This is a genomic window from Nocardia sp. CA-084685 (assembly GCF_050955785.1).
Taxonomy (GTDB): Bacteria; Actinomycetota; Actinomycetes; order Mycobacteriales; family Mycobacteriaceae; genus Nocardia.
In genome coordinates this window covers 4,106,550-4,126,663 of the sequence record NZ_CP192094.1, presented here as the reverse complement: position 1 = coordinate 4,126,663, position 20,114 = coordinate 4,106,550, and the positions used below count along the sequence as shown (strand labels likewise).

Genomic DNA, 20,114 nt, shown 5'->3' with positions numbered 1-20,114 from the left:
CCAGACCACGGCCGCACTGACAGAGCAAGAAACCTGGCATCGACCATGACGTAGATCGCCCTCCGACCGGGCCGGATGGCGTCAGTCGAGGAAATGTTCGAGTTCCGCGGTGACGAATTGGGGATTCTCCTCGACGAGCCAGTGCCCCGCGTGCGGGACGTCCACGGCTCGCACGATGTTGGTCAGGCGCGCAGAGACGGTGGCTCGGATCGCGTCGAGTTGGCCCTGGGCGGTCATGAGCAGGGTCGGGACGGATGTCGGTGGGTCGGCCACGGTGTCGCGGACGTCCTTGTCGAGAGCGCGATAGAGCTCGAAGCCGACCGACAGGGCCTCGGGGCGACTGTAAGTGCGTGCGAATTCGTCGATCTCGGCGTCGGTGAACGGGGACCGCTCCGAGGTGCCGCCGAATGCCGTGCCGCCGAAGGAGACCTGCGGGTAGAACATGGCCAGGTACTCGCGGACGTTGTCGCCGACGATCGCTTCGGGGACCCGCGGCTGGGAGTGGAAGGCGATGTGCCAGCTCAGCGTGCGGTAGGTGCGTGCATCGATCGCGGGGCCGGGGAGCGGTAGGTCGAGGTAGCCGAGGCGGGCGGTGTCGGCGGGGAACTGGTCGGCGTACTGAAATGCGACGGCGGCGCCGAAGTCGTGTCCGACAACGCGGGCATCCCGCACTCCGAGCCGGTCGGCGATCAGGGCGTGCACGTACCGGGCGAGGGTGGCCTTGTCGGAGCCGGTCGGTAAGCCGGTGCTGTCACCCAGTCCGGGGAGGTCGATGGCGTAGACGGTGTGGTGTTCGGCGAGGGCGGGCATGATCGGCCACCAGCCGTACCAGGTCTGGGGCCAGCCGTGGATCAGCACCACCGGGCTGCCGTGGCCGCCGATCACATAGTGCATGCGGACGCCGTCGACGTCGGCGAACATGTGCTGAAAAGTGTTGTCGAACTTGGGATCCCCGTGTGTGGCGACGGCGTAGGAGGGGATGGCGGGGGTTGTCGTGGAGCAGGCCGCGGTCCCGATCATGAGCAGGATCGCGAGTACGAGGGTGGCGACCGCGCGCGTGGGGCGGGGCAGGCCGTGCGGCCGGGTTGCGGTGATCATGTGGTCCTGTCCTGGATGAAGTCAGCGGCCGGTCGTGCCGTCGATCAGTTCGCGGAGGATGTCGGCGTGGCCCGCGTGGCGGCCGGTTTCCTCGATCATGTGGGTGAGTGCCCAGCGCAGGCTGGGAGCGGAACGGCCCGGCCGCGGAACCGGTGCGCCGAGATCGGTGCAGCCGTCGAGTATTTCGTTGGCCCGCTCGACCGCCTCGCGGTAGCGGGCGACGACCTCGGCCACGGTGTCGGTCGGTGCGGCCTGGAACGTTGCCTGCCAGTTGGTGACCCGGTCTCCGAGGAACATCGAGCGCTCGACGAAGGTGAGATGCCGGAGCAGGCCGAGCAGGTTCGTGCCCGACGGCACCGCGGCCGTTCGCACCTGCGGTTCGGGGGCGCCCTCGACCTTCGCGGCGATCGCGGCCCGCAGATAGTCGAGAAAGCCGCGCAGCACCTCGGCCTCGCTGCTTCCGGTGCGGGGCGGCGGAGTGTCGTTGCGGCGCTTGGTGGTTGGCACGATGGCCTCCTTCGCAGGGGTTAGGTGGTGCGGCGGATGAGCAGGACGTGGTCGGTAACCTCGGCGGTGCGCCCGTCCAGGCCCGTCGCGGTACGGCGGGGCGTGTCGGCGCGCTCGACCGTCCACGTCGCCGGATCCAGGTCGATTCCGGCCGCGACCTCATGCGGGGACGGGTACCGGACGTCGGGATCCTGATTCCACGACCAAGGCGCGGTCGAGCCGTGGTCGACGACCAGCAGCCGCCCGCCCGGCCGCAGCGCGTAGGCGGCCAGGCGCAGGACGGCGACTCTGTCGAGGTCGAACGGTGTGTGCAGGTAATGCGCGGAGACCAGGTCGAACCGCCCCTCCGGAAAGGACTCGCGCAGGTCGTGCCGCTCACCGGCGATCCGGTCGTCCAGGCCGTGCGAGCGGGCGAGGCCGGCGAGCCGCTCGATCGCCACGGCCGAGATGTCGACGGCGGTCACCCGCCAACCGCGCTGGGCGAGCCACAACGCGTCGTCGCCGCCGCCGCAGCCGAGGTCCAGTGCGTCGCCGGGTGACACATCCGGAACCGTCTCGGCGAGAAGAACATTCGGGCGCGGGTCCGCGGGCGCCGGCCGGTCGGCATACACCGCGTCCCAGAACGTGACCGCATCGGTGGTGGTCATCGAGACTCCTTACTGTCGGAATAGGCTGAGTCTCATCCGGCGCACCACGGTCTGGCACGCAATCTTGCGGTTCCGGCAAGATGGGCCCATGGACCCCGAAACAGACGACGTACTCGATGCGGTGGGTCCGCGCCTGCGTGCGTTACGGCGCGAGCGCGGCATCACCCTCGCCGACCTCGCGACGACGACCGGCGTCTCCGAGAGCACGCTGTCCCGGCTGGAGAGCGGGCACCGCCGGGCGACCCTCGAGTTGCTGCTGCCGCTCGCTCGCACCTACGACGTGCCGTTGGACGACCTCGTCGGTGCGCCCCGCACCGGCGACCCCCGAATCCATCTGAAACCCATCAAGCGGTTCGGGATGATCTTCGTGCCGCTGTCCCGGCGGCCGGGCGGGGTGCACGCGTTCAAGATGATCATTCCCGCGCGTCGGGCACCGCTGGAGCCGACGCCGCAGACGCACGACGGCTTCGAGTGGCTGTATGTGCTCAACGGCCGCCTCCGACTGGTGGTCGGCGAGCGCGACCTGACCTTGCCGCCCGGCGAGGCCGCGGAATTCGACACCTCCGTACCGCACTGGCTGGGCAGCGCCGACGGTGCCACGGTCGAGCTGCTCATCCTGTTCGGCGTGCAGGGTCTGCGATCGCATGTACACGCCGATACACATCGGTGAGCCTCACGCGGCGCCAAGGCGACCAGGTCGCTGACGACCGGGCCGAGGGACGGCGCCGACCTGGGACGAAACGTCCGCTGGCCTCAACCGGACCTCCCGAAGCCCCCGCAATGCACCACAATCGGAGACGGACGAATACGCGACTCCACCAGTCCGGGACCCCGGGCTGCAGCCGCAGCTGATCGCCTGAGTCGGCTGGGGGCTCAGCCGTCCTCGCTCGGTCGCACAGGTCTGTTGAACCAATGCCGGCCGAGCCTGGTGCGCAGCTGGTTGGGCTGGGGTGAGACCTTGGGGCTCGAGATGATGGTGCAGCTGAATAGTTTTGCCACGTCGGTGATGGTTTCAGGCTCGGCGAGGACGAGGATCTCGTTAGCGGTCGCCACCGCATCACGGGTGACTCGGCGTGGTGCCGCTGCTGGCCGAGCGCGGGATCGAGTTATCGCGTGAGCAGGTGTTCCGGCTGGTCACCCAGCCCCGCAACGCCTGTCCACGGAGAGAACATCAATTACTTCGGCGCGATCGAGGTCGACATCGATGCCGAGCTGGCCCAGCTCGGCCCGACCGGGTACCGGCCGCTGCGCATCCGTGACACTCTGTTCTGATCGCGGCTGCCACCACGTTCGTTCTACCTGCTTCGCCTCGCCGTCTCGCCATCCGGGTCAGCTGGTGGACAGTTTGGTGCCAAAGTCAACCTTGACGGTGTGGATGCGCCAGCTGTCGCTGGTCCGCAGGTAGGTGATGTCGGTGCTCATGTAGACCGCGCGCGGATCGCCGGCCATCACCGAAGTCACCCACATCAGCCAGTGTGCTGTCGCGGTGTCGCCGTCGAGGACGATGATCGGGTTCACGGGCAACGCGGCGAGGATCGCGTCGATACCGACGGTCACCTCGCCTTCATGGCTCTCCCATCTCGCGTCGGTGGCGAAAACTTGGGCGACGGCGTCGAGATCGACAGTCTTGCCGTTCCAGCCCTTGTTGATGGCGTCGGCGTAGCGCGCGGTCAGATCGCGGATCGCTTCGAGATCTTCCAGTCGCTGAATTCGCTGTTGCAGTGTGGCATTCATAACTTTCACCTCAATTTTCGGTGGAGCCGGCGCGGGTGGCCGCGGCGACGGAGGCCAGGACCTGGGTCAGTTCCCGGGCGGGATCGTGTGGCGCGACGCGGGTCCGCCACGCGATGTAGCCGTCGGGCCGGATCAGTGTGGTGCCGGTGGACTCGATGCCGTAGGCGTGCTCGAACGCCTCGTGGTCGTCGAACTCGACGTCGGTTCCGGCCTGCTGGAAATCGACTCCGATGCCCAGCTGCGCGGTCGCCTGGGCGGCTGCGGCGGCCCAACGCTCATCGGCTGAGAGCAGGACCCAGTCGCGTTCGATCAGATCGAGCGTTGAGCGCTTGTCGTCGCCGATGCGCACCCACTGGTGCGGGGCGCGGGTACCGGGCTGACCCGCCCACTGCTCGGGGAGTTGCGCGGTCGGCAAGGACGCGTCCGCACCCAGCACCGCAGCCGAGCGGTACAGCTGCCCCAACTCGATGGCCGAATCGTCGAGCACGGGGGTATCAGGGGTATCGACTTTCAAGAAGGCCTTGTAGTCGGCGCGAGCGAACAGTTGATCGTGACGCAGGTCTGCGGTCGGGCGGCGCTCGGCGTCGTAGGTGTTCAGCAGCCGCGGGTCCGACTCGCCCGAGAGCACCGCGGCCAGTTTCCAGGCCAGGTTGTGCACATCATCGATGCCGGTGTTGGCGCCGTACCCGCCGCGGTTGGGCGGCAGTTGGTGCGCTGCGTCACCGGCGAGGAAGATTCGTCCCTGCGAGAAGCGGTCGGCGATCAGACCGGCCAGCTTCCACCGGCCGGTGGTGATGAGTTCGATGGGGATATCGGTACGGCCGATCGCGCGCTGCACCAGTTCGATCTGCTGGGCGGGGGTGCGTTCGACGTCATCGGAGAGCATCAGCACCCACCGGCCATCGGAGTAGGTGGTCAAGAACGCCGTGAAGTCGGGCTGCTCGATCTCGAACTGGACCACGCCGTGCTGCAGGTAGTCCTCGAGGGGGGCGCGGAACAAGATGCTGCGCTGCACCGACAGTGGGCCGACGCCATGACGCTCGATCCCCAGGTTGGTGCGCACCGGGCTGTCCGCGCCGTCGGCGGCCACCACATAGCGGGCGCGCAGAGCGTACTGATGGCCGTCGTCACGGCGGCGCAGCGTCGCGGTGACGCCGTCGTTGTCCTGGGCCAGGTGCAGCAGTTCGGTGCCCAGGCGCAAGTCGGCACCGTACTCGCGGGCTCGCTCACGCAGTAGCGGTTCGAGTTTGTCCTGGGTAATCGCGACCGCGTGGACCGGTGAATGGTCGGCACCGTAGGAGCCCTTGCCGCCGGGGCTCCATGGATATTCCTCCAACCAGGTGCCGCTGAGGCTCTCCACCCGGGCGCGCCGCGGCGGTTTCATGCCTTGCAGTGAGGTGGGCACCGCGACGCCGGTCTGACGGAAGTGCTCGATGGTGCGGGTGGTGAAACCGATCGCCCGGGGGTGCGGCGAGCTGCCGTAGTGCTTGTCGACCACCACGACGGGCACGCCCTGCCAGGACAGGAAAACCGCCGCGGACAGTCCGACGAGGCTTCCGCCGACTATGAGGACCGGTATCTGTTCGAGTTCGTTGACGCTCATTTCGATCATGCCTTCCGAGGTCTCGCTGGTATATCCGCTCCAGAAAAACACAATCGACCAACAAAGGCAAGTCACTTATGTTTTTAACTCACTTGCTTTCTCTGGTAGCGTGGGTGCATGCCTCCTGCACCACTCGGACGCCGCGCGCGCAAGAACTCCCAGACTCGCCGCGCCCTCGCGGACGCCGCCGAGCAGCTGTTTCTGGAGAAGGGCTACGACCAGGTCAGCGTGAAGGAGATCGCCGACGCGGTCGACATCTCGGTGCCGACGATGTTTCGCCACGTTCCCGACGGCAAAGAGGCCATGATGTTCGACGACGGTGCCGAACGTCTCGAGAGCCTGCTGACCGCGGTCACCCAACGCCAGGCCGGACAGTCACTGATGGCGGCGCTGCGCGAGTTCCTGCTGGGGCGGGGGCTGTTCCTCATCGATCCGAGCCCGGAGATCCGCCGTCGCACCGACCTGATCATGAGCACCCCCGCATTGCGCGAATACTCGCGTCGATTGTGGATCCGGTGCGAGACGCCCTTGGCCGCTGCGATCGCCGCCGAGTTGGGCAGGCCACCCGAGGACATCACCGCCCGCGCTATCGCACGCTACGTCCTCGAGATTCCTCAATTCGTCGCCGGCGAGCCCGATCCCCGCGCCGCCCTGGATGCGATCTTCGCCTTGCTGGAACACGGCATGCACGGCATGAGCTGACAGTCGGGGACCCGTCCCACACTCGACCATGACGAGCAGCACAAGAATCCACGAAAACCCTTGTCTACCAGAGGTCTACGCCCGAACCGAGGCGATTTCGACCGCTCCTTACCTCCGATAAGCCGGCCTGCCCAGAGGCCACAGCCTCGCTCGGTCGGATGTGGATGGCGAAAACGTTGCGTCAGCTAGTCGCGGAGTCGATCGAGATGTCGTTGTGGTGTCGACCTGGTCCAACGCCAGCGGTTGACCAGTCGAGGGAACGGAAGCCGATATCACGTCTCGCCGCGTCGATAAACTTTCGACGCGAGTCCCAATACCGTTCTCGCCATGCGGCGAAGCGTTGCGCATCAAGGTCACGACCGAGAGGCTCTGCGTCGCGCCGCATCCTCGCCCAGAGGAAGGCTGCGTCCTCAGCCACCACGTCACCTGCCAGAAGCCGTAGGTTTTCGAGGGCGGCTTGCGCATTTCGGGAGGGTACTTCGTGGAGGCTCTGGGTTGCTTGCACTGGCGTCATCGTTCCAGCACGTTGCGTTCGGTGTATCGCCACGATCTGTACACATGTCGTGAACAGCGACGAGGAATTCAACGTAGGCCTGCCGCCGGACCGTCGCCAGCCGCTCTGATGATTCCCTTCGATAGCTGAGACGCTGCGTGGTGTACGAACCCAAAACCCCCCACCACTGCACCAAGAAGCGTGCCCATTACAGCGATCAACGACTGCATGAGACAACTCGAGCACTCGTTCGAGGCAGTTGGCCCTGGACACACTGCTATTGCAGCAGCTTCTTCCCTCGGCTCACCGACCGTAGGATCGGACCGCACCACCAACTCGAACGGGTCGCGGTGGGCGGGGTGAGTGGACCCCAGTCGGCCCAGGTCTGCGATTGTCTCCCAGTACCCTCCGGCCGGTCCGCCAAGTGTGATTGCCTCCGCCGTAGGGTGCCCTGTTCCAGTCCCAGATGCCGCACCAGATGATGTCGTTCACGGTGACGTCGGGAACACCGTTGTCGGCCATGTAGCGGACCAGTTGGTGCTTCAAACGGGTGCGTAGCCCGAGCCGGTTCTCCTCGCGATCGCCGTCGCCTTCGAGGTCGTGGGTAGGAACGTTCTTCGGCGCTTCCGCGTGTAGTTCCTCCACTTCGTATTGCGGCCCCGGGGGACGTAGTTGGCCCAGAACGTGGTCGTGGGGTGATCCATGTAGAGCATGACCATGCCGCGTCGGGAGGCAGCTGCGCTCCCCGAATCCCCCCCCGGGCGGCCAAGACGTGGACCACCATGACCTCGACCCGTCGGCGGCGGCCGTCGCACAGGCGATCGAGGATTGTGACCGGATCCTGGCGCGACACCGGGCAGCCTTGGAGGCCGGTGCCGACCCGCATCTGGTGGCGCAGTGGATGGCCGAGGTGCAAGCCCGCCGTGCCGAAGCCCTCGCCCGTTCGCGGCCCATCACACGGCAACGACGAATGACCAGCGAGGAGATCGCTGTCTCATCAAGGAACTGGGAGATATCCGGCACGTGCTGTCAGGGGCGGATCCAGTGGACAAAGCCGAGGTCTACCGGCACCTCAACCTGCAGATGACCTACCACCCCGCCAAACGACTCGTGCGGGTCGAGACATCTCTCGACCCGCACAGTTGGGGTTATGGTACGTGTCCGGAGGGGGACTTGAACCCCCACGCCCGATAAAGGGCACTAGCACCTCAAGCTAGCGCGTCTGCCATTCCGCCACCCGGACCGGTGTGCTCAGCAAGGTTATCGGATGTGGCGGCGTTGACCAAATCGCGGGTTTAGCTGGTGATTTTCATGTTGCGGGCCCGTCTTGCCCGGGCTGGTGATGAGTACCTACGATTCGATCCAGTACTTCCCGATGCGCATGTGGAAACGGGTGGCGATGGGTGCGAAAAGATCCGGACCGTACTTCTGCGGCATCGACGCGGCGATGGATGTGGTGGGCGGTAAGTGGAAGGCGCTGATCCTGTGGGAGTTGGCGAATCATGGCGTGCGACGCTTCGGCGAACTGCGCCGCGGCCTGCCGGGTGTGTCGGAGAAGATGCTGATCCAGCAGCTGCGGGAGCTGGAGGAGGACGGCATTGTGGATCGCGAGATCTACCGCGAGGTGCCGCCGAAGGTCGAATACCGGCTAACCGAATTGGGGAGCGCACTCAATGCGGCGCTGGAACCGCTGGGTGCGTGGGGGCGCGATCGGATCGACCGGATCGGCGCCGGGCGCGTCCACCCGCCCGCGTGAGGGCTCATCCCAGGATCGGCAGCGTGCGTTCTTCGGCCAGCTTCGACAATGCCTCCTGCATGATCCCGGTGACGTACTCGTAGCCACGATCCACATCCAGCTCCGACCCCAATACCTGGTTGAGGTCGATCGGCGGCAAAAATTCGACCGTTACTTTCGTCGGCAACGGAATATGCCCGGCGAGGTCGCTGATATTCAGGCCCCACGGCAGCGCCAGCGAAATCGGGAACACCTTCAATCGCAGCGTCCGATCCAGCCGCAGCAGCCGAGCGATCCGGTCGCCACGGGTGAGCATGAGGGCGTTCTGTTGCGCGCCGTAGTTCACGAACGGCACGATCGGCACGTCTTCTTCCCATGCCAGTCGCAGGAATCCGGTGCGTCCGGCGAAATCGAGCTGGTCCTCCTCCCAGGTCGGGCGGTGCACCTCCCAGTCGCCGCCGGGATACACCAGCACCGCCGCACCACTGCGCAATGCCGCCTTGGCACTGTCGCGATCGGCCGCCACCGTGCCGAAGCGGGACAGGAACATACCGAGTAGCGGTACGGCCATCACCAGATTGTGGGCGAGTTGATAGAAGGGACGGTCGGGTCCGAAATAGTGTGCGAGCGCGAGGATCGTCACGAGTGCCTCGGGGGAGACATTGCCACCGGAGTGGTTGCCCACCAACAGCATCGGGCCCGCTTCGGGTATCCGCTCCATCCCGCGTACCTCCGCCCGGAAGTACGCGCGAACCAGCTGCCAGGACGGTCCGACCGTGTGGGCGATGAAGGCGGGGTCCCGGTCGTTCATATTCGCTTTGGGAACCCGCGCTCGTACCTGCTGGGCGACCCAGTCGGTCGCGCTATCGATCGGCGGCAATGACAGATTCGGCAGCTTCATGGGTCCGGCTTTCCGGTCAAGGATTTGCCCGAGACATACCCGGCAATGCCGCGACCACACAGCATCGGCGATTGCGATCAGCGTGAATCGACCCGGACCCCGCGCGCGATCGTGCACCTCGGCGATGCGGCGGATGCCATGCGGGAACGGCTATGGCGCCATGGGGGCCGTGTCCAGGTGGTAGGAAAGGGTACGTGTCTGCAACTGGCGAAGTATCCGGTCCGAACACCACATCTCGTGCCGTATCCGAGGTGGTCGAATTGGTCAGTACGCTGATCCGGTTCGACACCTCCAACACCGGGGATCTGGCCACCACCAAGGGGGAGCGCGAATGCGCGCAGTGGGTGGCCGATCAGCTGCATCAGGCGGGGTACACGACCGAGTACGTGGAGTCGGGCGCACCGGGTCGCGGGAATGTGTTCGCGCGACTGAAGGGGGCCGATTCCAGCCGCGGTGCGCTGCTGATCCACGGTCATCTGGATGTAGTGCCCGCCGAAGCCGCGGACTGGAGTGTGCACCCGTTCTCGGGCGCGGTGCGCGACGGCTATGTGTGGGGGCGTGGCGCGATCGATATGAAGGATATGGTCGGCATGATGCTGGCCATCGCGCGCCAGTTCAAGATCGAGGGGACGGTGCCGCCGCGCGATATCGTCTTCGCCTTCCTCGCCGATGAGGAGAACGGCGGCAAGTGGGGTTCGCAGTGGCTGGTGCAGAATCGGCCCGATCTGTTCGAGGGCGTCACCGAGGCGGTAGGGGAGGTCGGCGGTTTCTCGCTGACCGTGCCACGCCCGGACGGCACCGACCGTCGGTTGTATCTGGTGGAGACCGCCGAGAAGGGACTCGGTTGGATGCGCTTGCGCGCCAAGGCCCGTGCCGGTCACGGTTCGTTCCTGCACGAGGACAATGCCGTGACGATCCTGGCCGCGGCGGTGGCGCGCCTGGGCAAACACACTTTCCCCCTGGTGCTTTCGGATTCTGTCGCCGAGTTCTTGGCGGCGGTCGCCGAGGAGACCGGCTTGGAGTTCGATCCGTCGAGTCCCGATATCGAGGGTCAGCTCGCGAAGTTGGGCACGATCTCGCGCATCATCGGCGCGACACTGCGCGATACCGCGAATCCGACCATGCTGCAGGCGGGCTACAAGGCGAATGTGATCCCGCAGACCGCCGAGGCGGTCGTGGACTGTCGCGTGGTGCCGGGACGGCAGGCGGCATTCGAGCGCGAGGTGGACGAGCTGATCGGCCCGGATGTCGAGCGTGAGTGGATCACCAAACTCGATTCCTACGAAACGACCTTCGACGGACATCTCGTCGATGCGATGAACGACGCCATTCTCGCCCACGACCCGCAGGGCCGCACCGTGCCCTATATGCTCTCCGGCGGCACCGACGCAAAGGCCTTCGCCCGCTTGGGTATTCGCTGCTTCGGTTTCGCACCGCTGCAACTTCCGCCGGAATTGGACTTCACGGCACTGTTCCACGGCGTCGATGAGCGGGTTCCGGTGCGGGCACTCGAATTCGGCACCCGGGTGCTGGAACACTTCCTGTTGAACAGCTGACGATCGAAAGGACTCACCGTGCCCGACTACTCCTACAACCCGTACGACGCACTGCCCGAGGTACCCAGCTTCACGGTGACCTCGGAGGATGTGGCCGATGGCGAGAGCTTCGGCAACGATCAGGTCAGCGGCGTGTTCGGCGCGGGCGGCAAGGATGTCTCGCCGCAGCTGTCCTGGTCCGGATTCCCCGCGGAGACAAAGAGTTTCGCGGTCACCGTCTACGACCCGGACGCACCGACCGCAGCCGGTTTCTGGCACTGGGCAGTGGCCAATATTCCGGTGAGCACCACATCGCTGCCACGCGGGGCGGGCAGTGAGGGCGGGGTGCTGCCCGAGGGTGCGATCACGTTGCGCAATGATGGCGCGTTCCCGGGATTCGTCGGTGCCGCGCCTCCGGCCGGACACGGTTACCACCGCTACTTCATCGTCGTGCACGCGGTGGATGTGGAGCGGTTGGAGATCGATGAGAACGGCACGCCCGCCTTCCTCGGGTTCAACCTGTTCTCCCACACTCTGGCCCGCGCCACCATCGTCGCCAAGTACGAGGTCGCCTAGCAGATAGTGGAAATGACTGTGGCCCTGAGCTTTTGCTCAGGGCCACCGGTCGTTAGGAGACGTTCACCACCGATTCGGGCAGCGGCGTGGCGTAGAGCGAGGCGATCTCCTCGGCGTATTTCGCCGCGATCGGGTTGCGCTTGAGCTTCATGGTCGGGGTCAGCTCGTCACCGCCCGGCTCCCACGGTGTGCCGACTACAGTGAACCGCTTGATCTGCTCGACCCGCGACAGCTTGCGGTTGCCCGCGACGACCGCGGCCAGCACGTCGTCGAGGATCTCCTTGCGGGTGGCCAGTGCGGCCACATCGTTGGCGGGCGCGTCGATTTCCTTGGCTCGAATGGCGGCGGTATCTGGATCGAGCACGATCAGCGCCGAGATGAACGGTTTGGCCTCACCGATCGCCACCACCTGACCGACCAGCGAGGAGGCCGCCTTGACCGCGTTCTCGATATTGGTCGGGGAGATGTTCTTACCCGACTCGTTGATGATCAGTTCCTTTTTGCGGTCCACGATGCGCACATAGCCGTCGGCATCGATGGTGGCGACGTCGCCGGTGGCCAGCCAACCGTCGGCGTCGAGTGCGTCCTTGGTCTTATCGGGCTGCTTGCGGTAGCCCGGGGTGACGATCGCGCCGCGCACCAGCAGTTCGCCGTCCTCGCCGAGCCGTAGCTCGAGGCCTTCGACAGCCCGGCCGACCGAACCCGGGCGCGGCTTGGCCAGTTCGGTGTAGGTGGCTACGCCGGTGGTTTCCGACATGCCCCACACCTCGCTGACGGTGAACCCGAGTCCGAGGAAGTATTCGAGAGTTTCGGCCGGGATCGCGGCGGCACCGGAGGCGGCAACCTTGAGGTTGTCCAGCCCGAGTGCGGCCCGCAGCTTCGACAGCACCAGCGCGTCGGCGAGCTTGTACTGCGCGGCGAGTACCGGGCTGCGCCCTTTACCGGCCAGATCGGCGCGCGCGGCGGCGATGCCGGTGTTGATGGCCCAGTTCGCCAGTGTCTTCTTCACCGGGCTCGCTTCGGTGGCCACCTTGCCGTCGATACCGGCCTTGATCTTCTGCCAGACCCTGGGCACACCGAAGAAGACGGTGGGACGCGCGTCGGGCAGTGCGGCGGCGATCTCACGCGGATCCGGCACACAGGTGATCAGGATGCCGGTGAGCAGGCTGATGGCATGGCCGGAGATGCGGTCGGCGACGTGCGCGGCGGGCAGATAGGAGATGGCGCGGTCGTCGAAGCCGACCCGCAATGGACCGTTGACCAGTGCGATGATTTGGGCCAGCACATTGCGGTGGGTGATCTCCACGCCCTTGGACGGGCCTGTGGTGCCCGAGGTGTAGATCAGTGTGGCGAGATCGTCGGGGGTCACCGCCTGCCAGGCGGCGTCGAAATCGAAGTCGGCGGCGGGATTTGCCTCGAGGTCGGCCAGGCTGACCGTATCGGCGGCCGGACCGTCCACCACCACGATGTGCTCGAGCTGCACGCCCGCACCCTTGATGACGTCGAGGAAGGCGCGCTCGGTGATCACTACCTTGTTCTCCGCATTGGTGAACAGATGCGTGATCTGCTCGGGGGAGCTGGTGTTGTAGATCGAGAACGGGGTGGCGCCGAGATGCAGGGCGGCCGTATCGATCAGATTGAACTCGGGCCGGTTGGTGAGCATGATGCCGACGGTGTCGCCGTGGCCGACGCCGAGCCCGGCCAGTCCTGCCGCCAGCGTGCGCACCCGCTCGCCGTATTCGCGCCAGCTGATCTGCGTGGTGCCCCCGACCGTCCGCAACGCGACCTGATCGGGTCGTAACTTCACGGTCTCCTGGAATGCCTCCGGCACCGTGTACACCGTCTTGCCGGACTCATGCGCGAAACCGATTTCTGTTGTCGTCATCTTCCCGTTCCCGATATCTCTGGCGTGAACCGCGCCCGGCGCGCGACCGCATGGTTTCCATACGGTTCGAGACCCGCTGCTCCTGATAGATTGCAAGCGACTCTATCTCATCGTGTCACGCGGTGGGATACCACCATGTGGCGCGGCTCACTCATGGTAGCCAGACCGGGGTAATCGTGTCCGTTACTTGGACGCGGGGAGTGCTGGTTGCGCGGCGCGGCGACGAGCGCGCCGAACCGGGCCACGGATGGTGAAAATGCGCCAGATGCGGCTCTTGCGTTTGAGTACCGGTTGTACGTCCGGAGCCCATGGCACCTCGCCCGTCGGGATGAGATGGCCACGGCGACGACGCTTCGATTCCAGATATGCCGCAGCCCGGGCACTGAGCGCAGTAGTCAGCAGCGGTTCCATGATCACCGTGAGGCCGGCGGCACGCAGTTCGGCGACCTTGTCCGGATTGTTGGTGAGCAGACGCACCCGGGTCAGTCCCAGATCCTGCAGGCTTTTGGCCGCGTGCAGATAACTACGACTGTCTGCAGGGAATCCGAGCCGCTCGTAGCTGGTGAATGTGTCGGCTCCCGACTGTTGACTTTCCCGGTAGCCCAGCGCCTTGGCGATCAGCCCGACACCGCGGCCCTCTTGTTCCAGGTAGACCAGGACACCCCTGCCCTCAGCCCAGATCAGGTCCAGGGACTTGTCGAGTTCCGGCCCGCAATCGCAATCATCCGAACCGAGACCCTCGCCGTATAGACACCGCGAATGCACCCGGACCAGACACCCATCGTCGGCTTCGCCGAAGACGAGCACATGCCCGTACTCGGCGCCGCCGGCCACTTCCATCACACGAACCTGCAGATCCTGCCCCTTGCGGGTGAGCCGATGGGCGGTCTCACCAAGCGTCGGCACAGCTGTGGTCAATGCTCCTCCGTAGACGATGGAATAGTTGGGGTTTGCCGCCGTTTGCGGCGCGAGAAGATCCGGGCTGCCAGCGAACGACAAACTGTAACTTGATCACCGATTTCAGCGCTGTAAATCTCTTCGAGCCGCACCCTCGCGCATGTTACGCGCCGGCGGACTCTTCCCCGGCGAGCTGGACGATGCGGTCGATATCCCGAACCGATGGCATCGCGTCCGGAATGTCACCGAACGACTGTGTCGCGACCATGGCCGCGGTCGCCCAGCGGAATACCGGTTCGTCGGCCGGTCGGCCCGTTGCGACGATCTTCGACACCAGCGCGGCGGAGAAAGCCGCTGCGGCGCCCGGCGCATCCTCCAGTGCTACCGGAAAATCCGCGATATCGGCAGTGATCTCGTCAGACCTGACGATGCAACGGAAGCCATCGATCACGCAGACCCCGCGCACACCCAGACTGCGCAGCCGTTGCGCCACCTCGGTTGCCGACGCGGGCGCGTCCCCTGGCAGCAATGCGCGCAGTTCCCACGTCGAGCCGACGAGATAGTCGATGGCGCCGAAATGCTGGTAAAGGTACTGCGGCGCATTGATCGGCGGCGAGGGGTTCACCACCAACGACGGCCGCCGGTCCATCTCCCCGATGGCCGCCAACACACCTTTGATCGCATCGGAGGGCTGCTCGAAGGTCAATACGACCGCATCCGAACCTGCGAGCACCTCGCGAAACCGCGGTTCGCTCACCGTGTGCGCTCCCTGCCAGATGCGGTCGTCCTCGCAGCCGATCTTGCTGGAAACACCCGTGCTGGTGATCATGACCGCGGAGACATTCGTCGTCGCGCCGTCGACCACCTTGACCAACTCGGTATCGACGTTCTCAGTCCGCAAATAGTTGAGAATGTGCTTACCGGCATCATCGCTTCCGACCGCTGAGACGAGTCGAGCCCGTAGCCCGAGGCGTGCGGCCGCCACCGCACGGTTGAGCCCCTTACCGCCCGCATGCACTTCGAAGCTGCCCGGAGTGGATTTGCCCGCCGATGGAATCTGGCCGATCCGGTAGATGTGGTCGATGAGCGCCGAGCCGATGACCGTGACCACGCCACGGCGCGGCAGCGTATCCGGCAGCGCGATCAGCACTTTCGGTTCAGGGGTGAACCGGTAGTTCGGGGTCGAATAGGCCGCCGCGGCCGCGAGCTTGCCCGCCAATTCGGTAAATGCGCGTCGCTCTGGTGTGGCCCGCAATGAACGCACAGTCGGTGCGGGCGGTACGAAATCGGCGCCGTACGTCTCGTGCAGGCTCCGCCACTGCTCGGTCAGATACACGCGACGCTCGCCGAGGTCGGCCGCGTACAAGCGCTCGAGATCTATTCCGGCCGGGGGCTTTTCACGCAACAGTCCCAACGACAGTTCGGCATCGGCGATCAACCGATTGGTCGGGCCCAGTTGTCGCGCGAGGTCACGAACTACGGGCAACACGGCTTCCTCCGCCGACAGCCCCTCCTGCTGCGCCCGATGGCGGATGACGGATAAATCCAGCAGGGCAGCCACGTCGATTTCGGTGGTACGCAACCGATCCGCACTCAGCCCTGAGCGTTTGCTGAGCCTGGTGAGGATGTTGCGGATGGCAATCGTGCGTGAGTCCTGCTGGACCATAGGCGGGCTTGTCCTCCATGACGCCGTGATCGTTCCTTGTACCACTCTCACGATATGCCAATCGTCCAGGGTTTAGCCGTTGAGCGAACCGGCAATTACCAACTTACAACGGCAATTGACCACACGGAACGGCAAATGCCACACTGAGTTACGGCGACCAAGAGTCGTCCGCCAGATGACTCGGGAGGGCCCTGGTGATGAGAGTGATTCTGCTGATACGGCACGCACGGCGACGCGGGGAGCCAAGGGCCGGCGGCACCGAAACCGAGCTCGCCGCGAACCTTGCCACGGTCTAGGCGAATCGAGTTCGCCGGGACGCTATTTCACCCGATCCCGCCGACTTCGTCGCCTGCTCCATCCGACAGTAACGGAGCCCCGACTGACCGTGAGGCAGGTCGACCGGGGCTCAGTGCGCCGAAATGCGGTCGGCGACAAGCTCTGGCATCCCTGGAGACAGTCGTGACGATCTATGAATGCAGCCGGTCGATGACCAGCAGTCGCACGCCCGAGGGCGTGGCGGGCGGGCCGTGAGGAACCGGCATGGCGATTGAGCTGGCTACCCGACCGGCTCAGCCGCGAACAGGCCTGGGCCGGAATGCGATTGCAGGAGATTCTGAGCCACCCGGCCCCGGCATCGGACCACGAGACGCACGCGCGGACATTGGCCGAACAACTCGGTATCACCGTGCAGCAGGCACTGCACACGCTGCACCAACGGATGCTCGACAGGAGCCATTCGTGACCGCGCTCGAATTGCTACACCGGAGGCACCCATGACCGTCGACGCCACCGACTGGACCATGATCAGCGATATCACCCCCGAGTCGGCATACCGCCAGAACAGGTCGGGGGCCGCGGTCTGGCGATTGAGCTGGCTGCCGGATCGACTGCTGACCCGCGAGCAGGCGCTCGCGGGCATGGAACTCGACGAGATCCTCAGCGATCCGGATATCGTGCACGATCGGCATGCCCATGCCGATGCGGCCATCCTGGCCGGACGTGTCGGCATCATCTCGGAGCAGGCGGTGATCCTGCTGTCGAAACGGATGCTGGCCCGATTACGCCACCGTCCCAACGGGATTCAGGACGCCCCGATGGACTGTGAAGCCGCCGGGCGCGCCCGGATGTCGCTGCACGCCGACCGGACGCCGTGGGTGTTCTGAAAGCGGGCGGCGCCGCGAAGCATCGGCCGTCGCGGGGAACCTTCGGAGGGCATGGTGGTCATGCGGTAGATCAGGTATGTGCTACGTGCTCCGCGCCGACCGCCTCGGCGATCGAGTGGTAGCCGGCTTCGCGCAGCCGCTGGGCGATCCCGCGGTGGATGTGGCGCATCCAGAATGGTCCGCCGTAGATGAAGCCGGTGTAGCCCTGCAGCAGGGTGGCGCCGGCCAAGATGCGCTCCCAGGCCTGGTCGGCGGTTTCGATACCGCCGACCGAGATCAGCACCAGACGATCGCCCACGCGGCGGTAGAGCCGCCGCAGCACTTCCAGCGAGCGCTCGGCGACCGGAGGACCGGACAACCCGCCCGCACCCATGGCCGCGACCTCGCCGGGATCGGTGCGCAGGCCGTCGCGACGGATGGTGGTGTTGGTGGCGACGATCCCGGCGAGGCCGAGTTCGACCGCGAGATCGGCGACGGCGTCCACATCGTCATCGGACAGGTCGGGGGCGATTTTCACCAGCACTGGGACCTCGACGCTGTCGAGGACGGCCTGCAGCACCGGGCGCAGGGATTCGACGGCCTGCAGATCTCGCAGACCCGGGGTATTGGGGGAGCTGACATTGACGACGACGAAGTCGGCGAGCGGCCCGAGCAAGGATGCGCTCACCGCGTAATCGGCGGCCGCGTCGGCGGGTTCGACAATTTTCGTTTTGCCGATATTCGCGCCGATCGGGACACCGCCGCGTCGATTGCGCAGATATTCAGCCGCTGCTGCGGCACCGTGGTTGTTGAACCCCATCCGGTTGATCAGGCCACGGTCGGCGGGCAACCGGAAAAGCCGCGGCGCGGGATTGCCCGGCTGAGCTTGCGCGGTGACGGTGCCGATTTCGGCGAATCCGAATCCTAGTGGCGCCCAAGCGTTCACACCGTCGGCGTTCTTGTCGAATCCGGCCGCCAGCCCGAGCGGCGCGGGAAAGTCGATACCGAAGGCGTGGTTGCGCAGGATCGGATCGTCGGTGGTCAGCACCTTCGTCATCGCCCAGCGCGACAGCGCGAACCGGGCCGCCAGCCGCATGGCCGTGAACGCCAGATGGTGGATGCGTTCCGGCGGCAGCAGGAACATCAGGCGCAGCAGCAGTGAATACATGGCCTCACATTCCCGGTTCGGGCTGGGGTAGTAGTGCGGTTTTTCGGCGCCGCAGCAGCACCCGCCTGCTGCCGTCGGTGTAAGCGCGCACCCGCGACAATTCCCAGCCGCCGAATTCGGCTTGGATGGCCAGCCGCATCGAGGCCGTCACCCGGGTTACCTCTGGTGGGAGCCGCAGCGGCACGTATTCGTAGTCGTCACTGGTGGTTTCCCAGCTCGCCGGTAGCGCTGCGCGTGATTGTGGCGCCATCACTGCCCTTTCTTCCGCTGGTCCGCCCGGATCCGTTGCAGACCGTCTCCGGTCGCGGAACCGACGAACAGGTCACCGGTACGCTCGTCGATGGTCACCGAGTTCGGCTGGCGAACCGTCGGATAACGACCCACCTCTTTCGGTATACCCGTCGACAGGTCGAATCCGACGACTTCGTTGCTCTGGGTACACGTCACCCACACGGTGTCGGACCGCTGATCGTAGGCAAGCGCGTAAGGCGACGATCCTACCGGGAATCGCTGCCGCAATACGAGCGGTCCGGCAGTGTAGACCAGCAGCTCGTCACCGGCGGTGTCGGCGACGGTGATGCGGCCGAACGGATCGGTGATCAGGTTGGTCGCGCCGTCACCCGCGCGCAGTGCCAGGCCGAGGCGGTCTTTGCCGAGGTCGAGCTGGGTCAGCGAGGTCTGGCGACGGTCCAGGACCGCGACATGGTTGCCAGTGACGGCGAGGGCATCGGCGGAGGCGAGCCCGGAAATGGTGTCGGTAACCTTGCCGTCGGGGGAAAGTTCGCGCACTTTGCCATCGGTGGTGCCGACGAACAGTGTGCCGTCGTCGCGGTAGCGCACCGATCTGGCATCACCGTCCACGGGCACCTCGGTGGTCACGCCCGAGGCGATGTCGACGCGCATGATCCGGTGGTCGCCGGGGATCAGCACTTCACCCGGCTTGCCCTGCGCCAAGCCGACACCGTGGGCGGGCAGCAGGAGGGTGCGCATCTGCTCGTTCGGCGCGCCAGTGGGATCGAGGCGGGCGAACGTCACGGGGTCGATGACGAACAACATTCTGCTGTTGTCGCGGCTCGCTTCGAGCGCGACAAGTTGTCCGGTGGCCGCCTCGGCGAATAGTCCGCCAACCGGGTTGCCGAGGCCCCACACGTCCCCGGCGGGGTGCGCGCTCTGCTCGGGCGCGACCGCCGCGGTCGCCGCCGGTCGAGTCTCGAGCTTGTCGCTATCGGAAGCGGAGGAACATCCGGCGATCAGCGCCAGCACCGCCACGCCCGCGAGCGCCGCGGGTAGCGAACCATATGGGCGCATCCACCGAACTCCTTACTACGACAAATCATCGGCTACCGCACCATCTGACCATGATGGCGCACTTGACCGGCGTACCGGGGTAGTCGCTGGCGGAGAATGTCGGCGATGGGGGTTACCGTTGACTTGAATCAATGTCCAATTCAGGGAGATCCGGTTGAAAGCCGACCATCCATCGGGATTTGCCATCGATGACATAACCGTTGGTCCGTTTGCTCACGGATTCGGCACTACGGCCGACGGCAGGCCCTATGCCTTCCGCACCGTGCGCTCCACCGTGGAGCTGGAGATCTACCGCGCCGACCTCGACAGTGATGTGCCCGGACCGGAGGACGTGGTCGCCGTCGCGCAGGCCCGCGCCACCGATATCGACCTCGACGACGAACGCAGCGTCGTGGCGCTGGTGCGCGACATGATCCCGGATGCGATATCGGTCGAAACGGCCCCGGATCGGGACATGACAACCGTGCGGGCCCTGCTCGGGCGCATCAGTTCAGTCATTGATGGTATGTAGATGGTG

The 20,114-nt window shown here is 65.7% G+C and carries 21 protein-coding genes and 1 tRNA gene; 9 read left to right on the top strand and 13 right to left on the bottom strand.

The window, feature by feature from the left end; translation table 11 throughout:
* Positions 1–81: 81 nt before the first annotated feature.
* Genes ACQP2U_RS18515 through ACQP2U_RS18505 form a run of 3 tightly spaced genes read right to left on the bottom strand, consistent with a single transcriptional unit; the run spans position 82 to position 2,252 of the window.
* Entirely contained in the window at positions 82–1,098 is a 1,017-nt protein-coding gene (locus ACQP2U_RS18515) for an alpha/beta fold hydrolase (RefSeq protein WP_433715792.1), read from the bottom strand.
* 21 nt (positions 1,099–1,119) lie between these two features.
* Positions 1,120–1,605 (bottom strand): DinB family protein, encoded by a 486-nt coding sequence (locus ACQP2U_RS18510; protein WP_433715791.1) that lies wholly within the window; start codon positions 1,603–1,605, stop codon positions 1,120–1,122.
* A gap of 20 nt (positions 1,606–1,625) precedes the next feature.
* Positions 1,626–2,252, bottom strand: coding sequence for a class I SAM-dependent methyltransferase (locus ACQP2U_RS18505; RefSeq protein WP_433715790.1), 627 nt, complete (start codon positions 2,250–2,252; stop codon positions 1,626–1,628).
* An 88-nt stretch (positions 2,253–2,340) separates the two neighbouring features.
* Here ACQP2U_RS18505 and ACQP2U_RS18500 point away from each other — a divergent pair, with 88 nt between their 5' ends.
* Positions 2,341–2,922 (top strand): helix-turn-helix domain-containing protein, encoded by a 582-nt coding sequence (locus ACQP2U_RS18500; RefSeq protein ID WP_433715789.1) that lies wholly within the window; start codon positions 2,341–2,343, stop codon positions 2,920–2,922.
* A 443-nt stretch (positions 2,923–3,365) separates the two neighbouring features.
* Positions 3,366–3,524: a hypothetical protein gene (locus ACQP2U_RS18495; protein ID WP_433716833.1), complete on the top strand. Its 159-nt coding sequence runs from the start codon at positions 3,366–3,368 to the stop codon at positions 3,522–3,524.
* A 57-nt stretch (positions 3,525–3,581) separates the two neighbouring features.
* Here the strand turns inward: ACQP2U_RS18495 and ACQP2U_RS18490 are convergent, their stop codons facing one another.
* Together ACQP2U_RS18490 and ACQP2U_RS18485 are read right to left on the bottom strand one after the other, a co-directional pair.
* Complete coding sequence (locus ACQP2U_RS18490; RefSeq protein ID WP_433715788.1) at positions 3,582–3,986, bottom strand: nuclear transport factor 2 family protein; 405 nt, start codon at positions 3,984–3,986, stop codon at positions 3,582–3,584.
* A 10-nt stretch (positions 3,987–3,996) separates the two neighbouring features.
* The gene (locus ACQP2U_RS18485) at positions 3,997–5,589 is read right to left on the bottom strand and encodes an FAD-dependent monooxygenase (protein WP_433715787.1); all 1,593 of its coding nucleotides are present in this window, start codon (positions 5,587–5,589) and stop codon (positions 3,997–3,999) included.
* Between the two features lie 117 nt (positions 5,590–5,706).
* Between ACQP2U_RS18485 and ACQP2U_RS18480 the strand changes: the two genes are divergently transcribed.
* Positions 5,707–6,291 carry a TetR/AcrR family transcriptional regulator gene (locus tag ACQP2U_RS18480; RefSeq protein ID WP_433715786.1) on the top strand — a complete coding sequence of 195 codons (585 nt, stop codon included), beginning with the start codon at positions 5,707–5,709 and terminating at the stop codon, positions 6,289–6,291.
* Between the two features lie 1,651 nt (positions 6,292–7,942).
* Here the strand turns inward: ACQP2U_RS18480 and ACQP2U_RS18475 are convergent.
* Positions 7,943–8,027: transfer RNA gene (locus ACQP2U_RS18475), tRNA-Leu, on the bottom strand.
* A 156-nt stretch (positions 8,028–8,183) separates the two neighbouring features.
* Here ACQP2U_RS18475 and ACQP2U_RS18470 point away from each other — a divergent pair.
* Positions 8,184–8,540 (top strand): winged helix-turn-helix transcriptional regulator, encoded by a 357-nt coding sequence (locus ACQP2U_RS18470; protein WP_364348269.1) that lies wholly within the window; start codon positions 8,184–8,186, stop codon positions 8,538–8,540.
* Between the two features lie 4 nt (positions 8,541–8,544).
* Here ACQP2U_RS18470 and ACQP2U_RS18465 read toward each other — a convergent pair whose 3' ends face one another.
* Positions 8,545–9,420 carry a lysophospholipid acyltransferase family protein gene (locus ACQP2U_RS18465; protein WP_433715785.1) on the bottom strand — a complete coding sequence of 292 codons (876 nt, stop codon included), beginning with the start codon at positions 9,418–9,420 and terminating at the stop codon, positions 8,545–8,547.
* Positions 9,421–9,614: 194 nt separating this feature from the next.
* Between ACQP2U_RS18465 and ACQP2U_RS18460 the strand changes: the two genes are divergently transcribed.
* Positions 9,615–10,976, top strand: coding sequence for a M20/M25/M40 family metallo-hydrolase (locus ACQP2U_RS18460; protein ID WP_433715784.1), 1,362 nt, complete (start codon positions 9,615–9,617; stop codon positions 10,974–10,976).
* A gap of 18 nt (positions 10,977–10,994) precedes the next feature.
* Positions 10,995–11,531: a YbhB/YbcL family Raf kinase inhibitor-like protein gene (locus tag ACQP2U_RS18455; RefSeq protein ID WP_433715783.1), complete on the top strand. Its 537-nt coding sequence runs from the start codon at positions 10,995–10,997 to the stop codon at positions 11,529–11,531.
* A 52-nt stretch (positions 11,532–11,583) separates the two neighbouring features.
* On the opposite strand, the gene ACQP2U_RS18450 is transcribed toward ACQP2U_RS18455, so the two are convergent.
* The 3 genes from ACQP2U_RS18450 to ACQP2U_RS18440 all read right to left on the bottom strand — a co-directional run bounded on the left by ACQP2U_RS18450 (position 11,584) and on the right by ACQP2U_RS18440 (position 15,979).
* Positions 11,584–13,416, bottom strand: a complete 1,833-nt coding sequence (locus tag ACQP2U_RS18450) for an AMP-dependent synthetase/ligase (RefSeq protein WP_433715782.1) — start codon at positions 13,414–13,416, stop codon at positions 11,584–11,586.
* Positions 13,417–13,599: 183 nt separating this feature from the next.
* Positions 13,600–14,334 carry a GTP cyclohydrolase II gene (locus ACQP2U_RS18445; RefSeq protein WP_433715781.1) on the bottom strand — a complete coding sequence of 245 codons (735 nt, stop codon included), beginning with the start codon at positions 14,332–14,334 and terminating at the stop codon, positions 13,600–13,602.
* A gap of 142 nt (positions 14,335–14,476) precedes the next feature.
* Positions 14,477–15,979 (bottom strand): PfkB family carbohydrate kinase, encoded by a 1,503-nt coding sequence (locus tag ACQP2U_RS18440; protein WP_433715780.1) that lies wholly within the window; start codon positions 15,977–15,979, stop codon positions 14,477–14,479.
* Between the two features lie 547 nt (positions 15,980–16,526).
* Between ACQP2U_RS18440 and ACQP2U_RS18435 the strand changes: the two genes are divergently transcribed.
* Both ACQP2U_RS18435 and ACQP2U_RS18430 read left to right on the top strand, forming a co-directional pair.
* Positions 16,527–16,721, top strand: coding sequence for a hypothetical protein (locus tag ACQP2U_RS18435; RefSeq protein ID WP_433715779.1), 195 nt, complete (start codon positions 16,527–16,529; stop codon positions 16,719–16,721).
* Positions 16,722–16,752: 31 nt separating this feature from the next.
* Complete coding sequence (locus tag ACQP2U_RS18430; protein WP_433715778.1) at positions 16,753–17,142, top strand: hypothetical protein; 390 nt, start codon at positions 16,753–16,755, stop codon at positions 17,140–17,142.
* A gap of 70 nt (positions 17,143–17,212) precedes the next feature.
* Here ACQP2U_RS18430 and ACQP2U_RS18425 read toward each other — a convergent pair whose 3' ends face one another.
* The 3 genes from ACQP2U_RS18425 to ACQP2U_RS18415 are packed head-to-tail and all read right to left on the bottom strand — an operon-like array spanning position 17,213 to position 19,597.
* The gene (locus tag ACQP2U_RS18425; RefSeq protein WP_433715777.1) at positions 17,213–18,289 is read right to left on the bottom strand and encodes a quinone-dependent dihydroorotate dehydrogenase; all 1,077 of its coding nucleotides are present in this window, start codon (positions 18,287–18,289) and stop codon (positions 17,213–17,215) included.
* A gap of 4 nt (positions 18,290–18,293) precedes the next feature.
* Entirely contained in the window at positions 18,294–18,539 is a 246-nt protein-coding gene (locus tag ACQP2U_RS18420; RefSeq protein ID WP_040691094.1) for a DUF5703 family protein, read from the bottom strand.
* Entirely contained in the window at positions 18,539–19,597 is a 1,059-nt protein-coding gene (locus ACQP2U_RS18415) for a YncE family protein (RefSeq protein WP_433715776.1), read from the bottom strand. Before ACQP2U_RS18415 ends, ACQP2U_RS18420 begins: the two co-directional genes overlap by 1 nt.
* Before the next feature lie 154 nt (positions 19,598–19,751).
* Here ACQP2U_RS18415 and ACQP2U_RS18410 point away from each other — a divergent pair, with 154 nt between their 5' ends.
* Positions 19,752–20,108, top strand: a complete 357-nt coding sequence (locus ACQP2U_RS18410) for a hypothetical protein (RefSeq protein WP_433715775.1) — start codon at positions 19,752–19,754, stop codon at positions 20,106–20,108.
* The last annotated feature ends 6 nt before the right edge of the window (positions 20,109–20,114 follow it).

Coding starts and splice junctions, on each gene's coding strand:
- ACQP2U_RS18490 (WP_433715788.1), bottom strand. CDS start 3,986: ATGAATGCCACACTGCAACAGCGAATTCAGCGACTGGAAGATCTCGAA.
- ACQP2U_RS18485 (WP_433715787.1), bottom strand. CDS start 5,589: ATGAGCGTCAACGAACTCGAACAGATACCGGTCCTCATAGTCGGCGGA.
- ACQP2U_RS18425 (WP_433715777.1), bottom strand. CDS start 18,289: ATGTATTCACTGCTGCTGCGCCTGATGTTCCTGCTGCCGCCGGAACGC.
- ACQP2U_RS18465 (WP_433715785.1), bottom strand. CDS start 9,420: ATGAAGCTGCCGAATCTGTCATTGCCGCCGATCGATAGCGCGACCGAC.
- ACQP2U_RS18470 (WP_364348269.1), top strand. CDS start 8,184: ATGGGTGCGAAAAGATCCGGACCGTACTTCTGCGGCATCGACGCGGCG.
- ACQP2U_RS18500 (WP_433715789.1), top strand. CDS start 2,341: ATGGACCCCGAAACAGACGACGTACTCGATGCGGTGGGTCCGCGCCTG.
- ACQP2U_RS18440 (WP_433715780.1), bottom strand. CDS start 15,979: ATGGTCCAGCAGGACTCACGCACGATTGCCATCCGCAACATCCTCACC.
- ACQP2U_RS18415 (WP_433715776.1), bottom strand. CDS start 19,597: ATGCGCCCATATGGTTCGCTACCCGCGGCGCTCGCGGGCGTGGCGGTG.
- ACQP2U_RS18430 (WP_433715778.1), top strand. CDS start 16,753: ATGACCGTCGACGCCACCGACTGGACCATGATCAGCGATATCACCCCC.
- ACQP2U_RS18480 (WP_433715786.1), top strand. CDS start 5,707: ATGCCTCCTGCACCACTCGGACGCCGCGCGCGCAAGAACTCCCAGACT.
- ACQP2U_RS18515 (WP_433715792.1), bottom strand. CDS start 1,098: ATGATCACCGCAACCCGGCCGCACGGCCTGCCCCGCCCCACGCGCGCG.
- ACQP2U_RS18450 (WP_433715782.1), bottom strand. CDS start 13,416: ATGACGACAACAGAAATCGGTTTCGCGCATGAGTCCGGCAAGACGGTG.
- ACQP2U_RS18420 (WP_040691094.1), bottom strand. CDS start 18,539: ATGGCGCCACAATCACGCGCAGCGCTACCGGCGAGCTGGGAAACCACC.
- ACQP2U_RS18505 (WP_433715790.1), bottom strand. CDS start 2,252: ATGACCACCACCGATGCGGTCACGTTCTGGGACGCGGTGTATGCCGAC.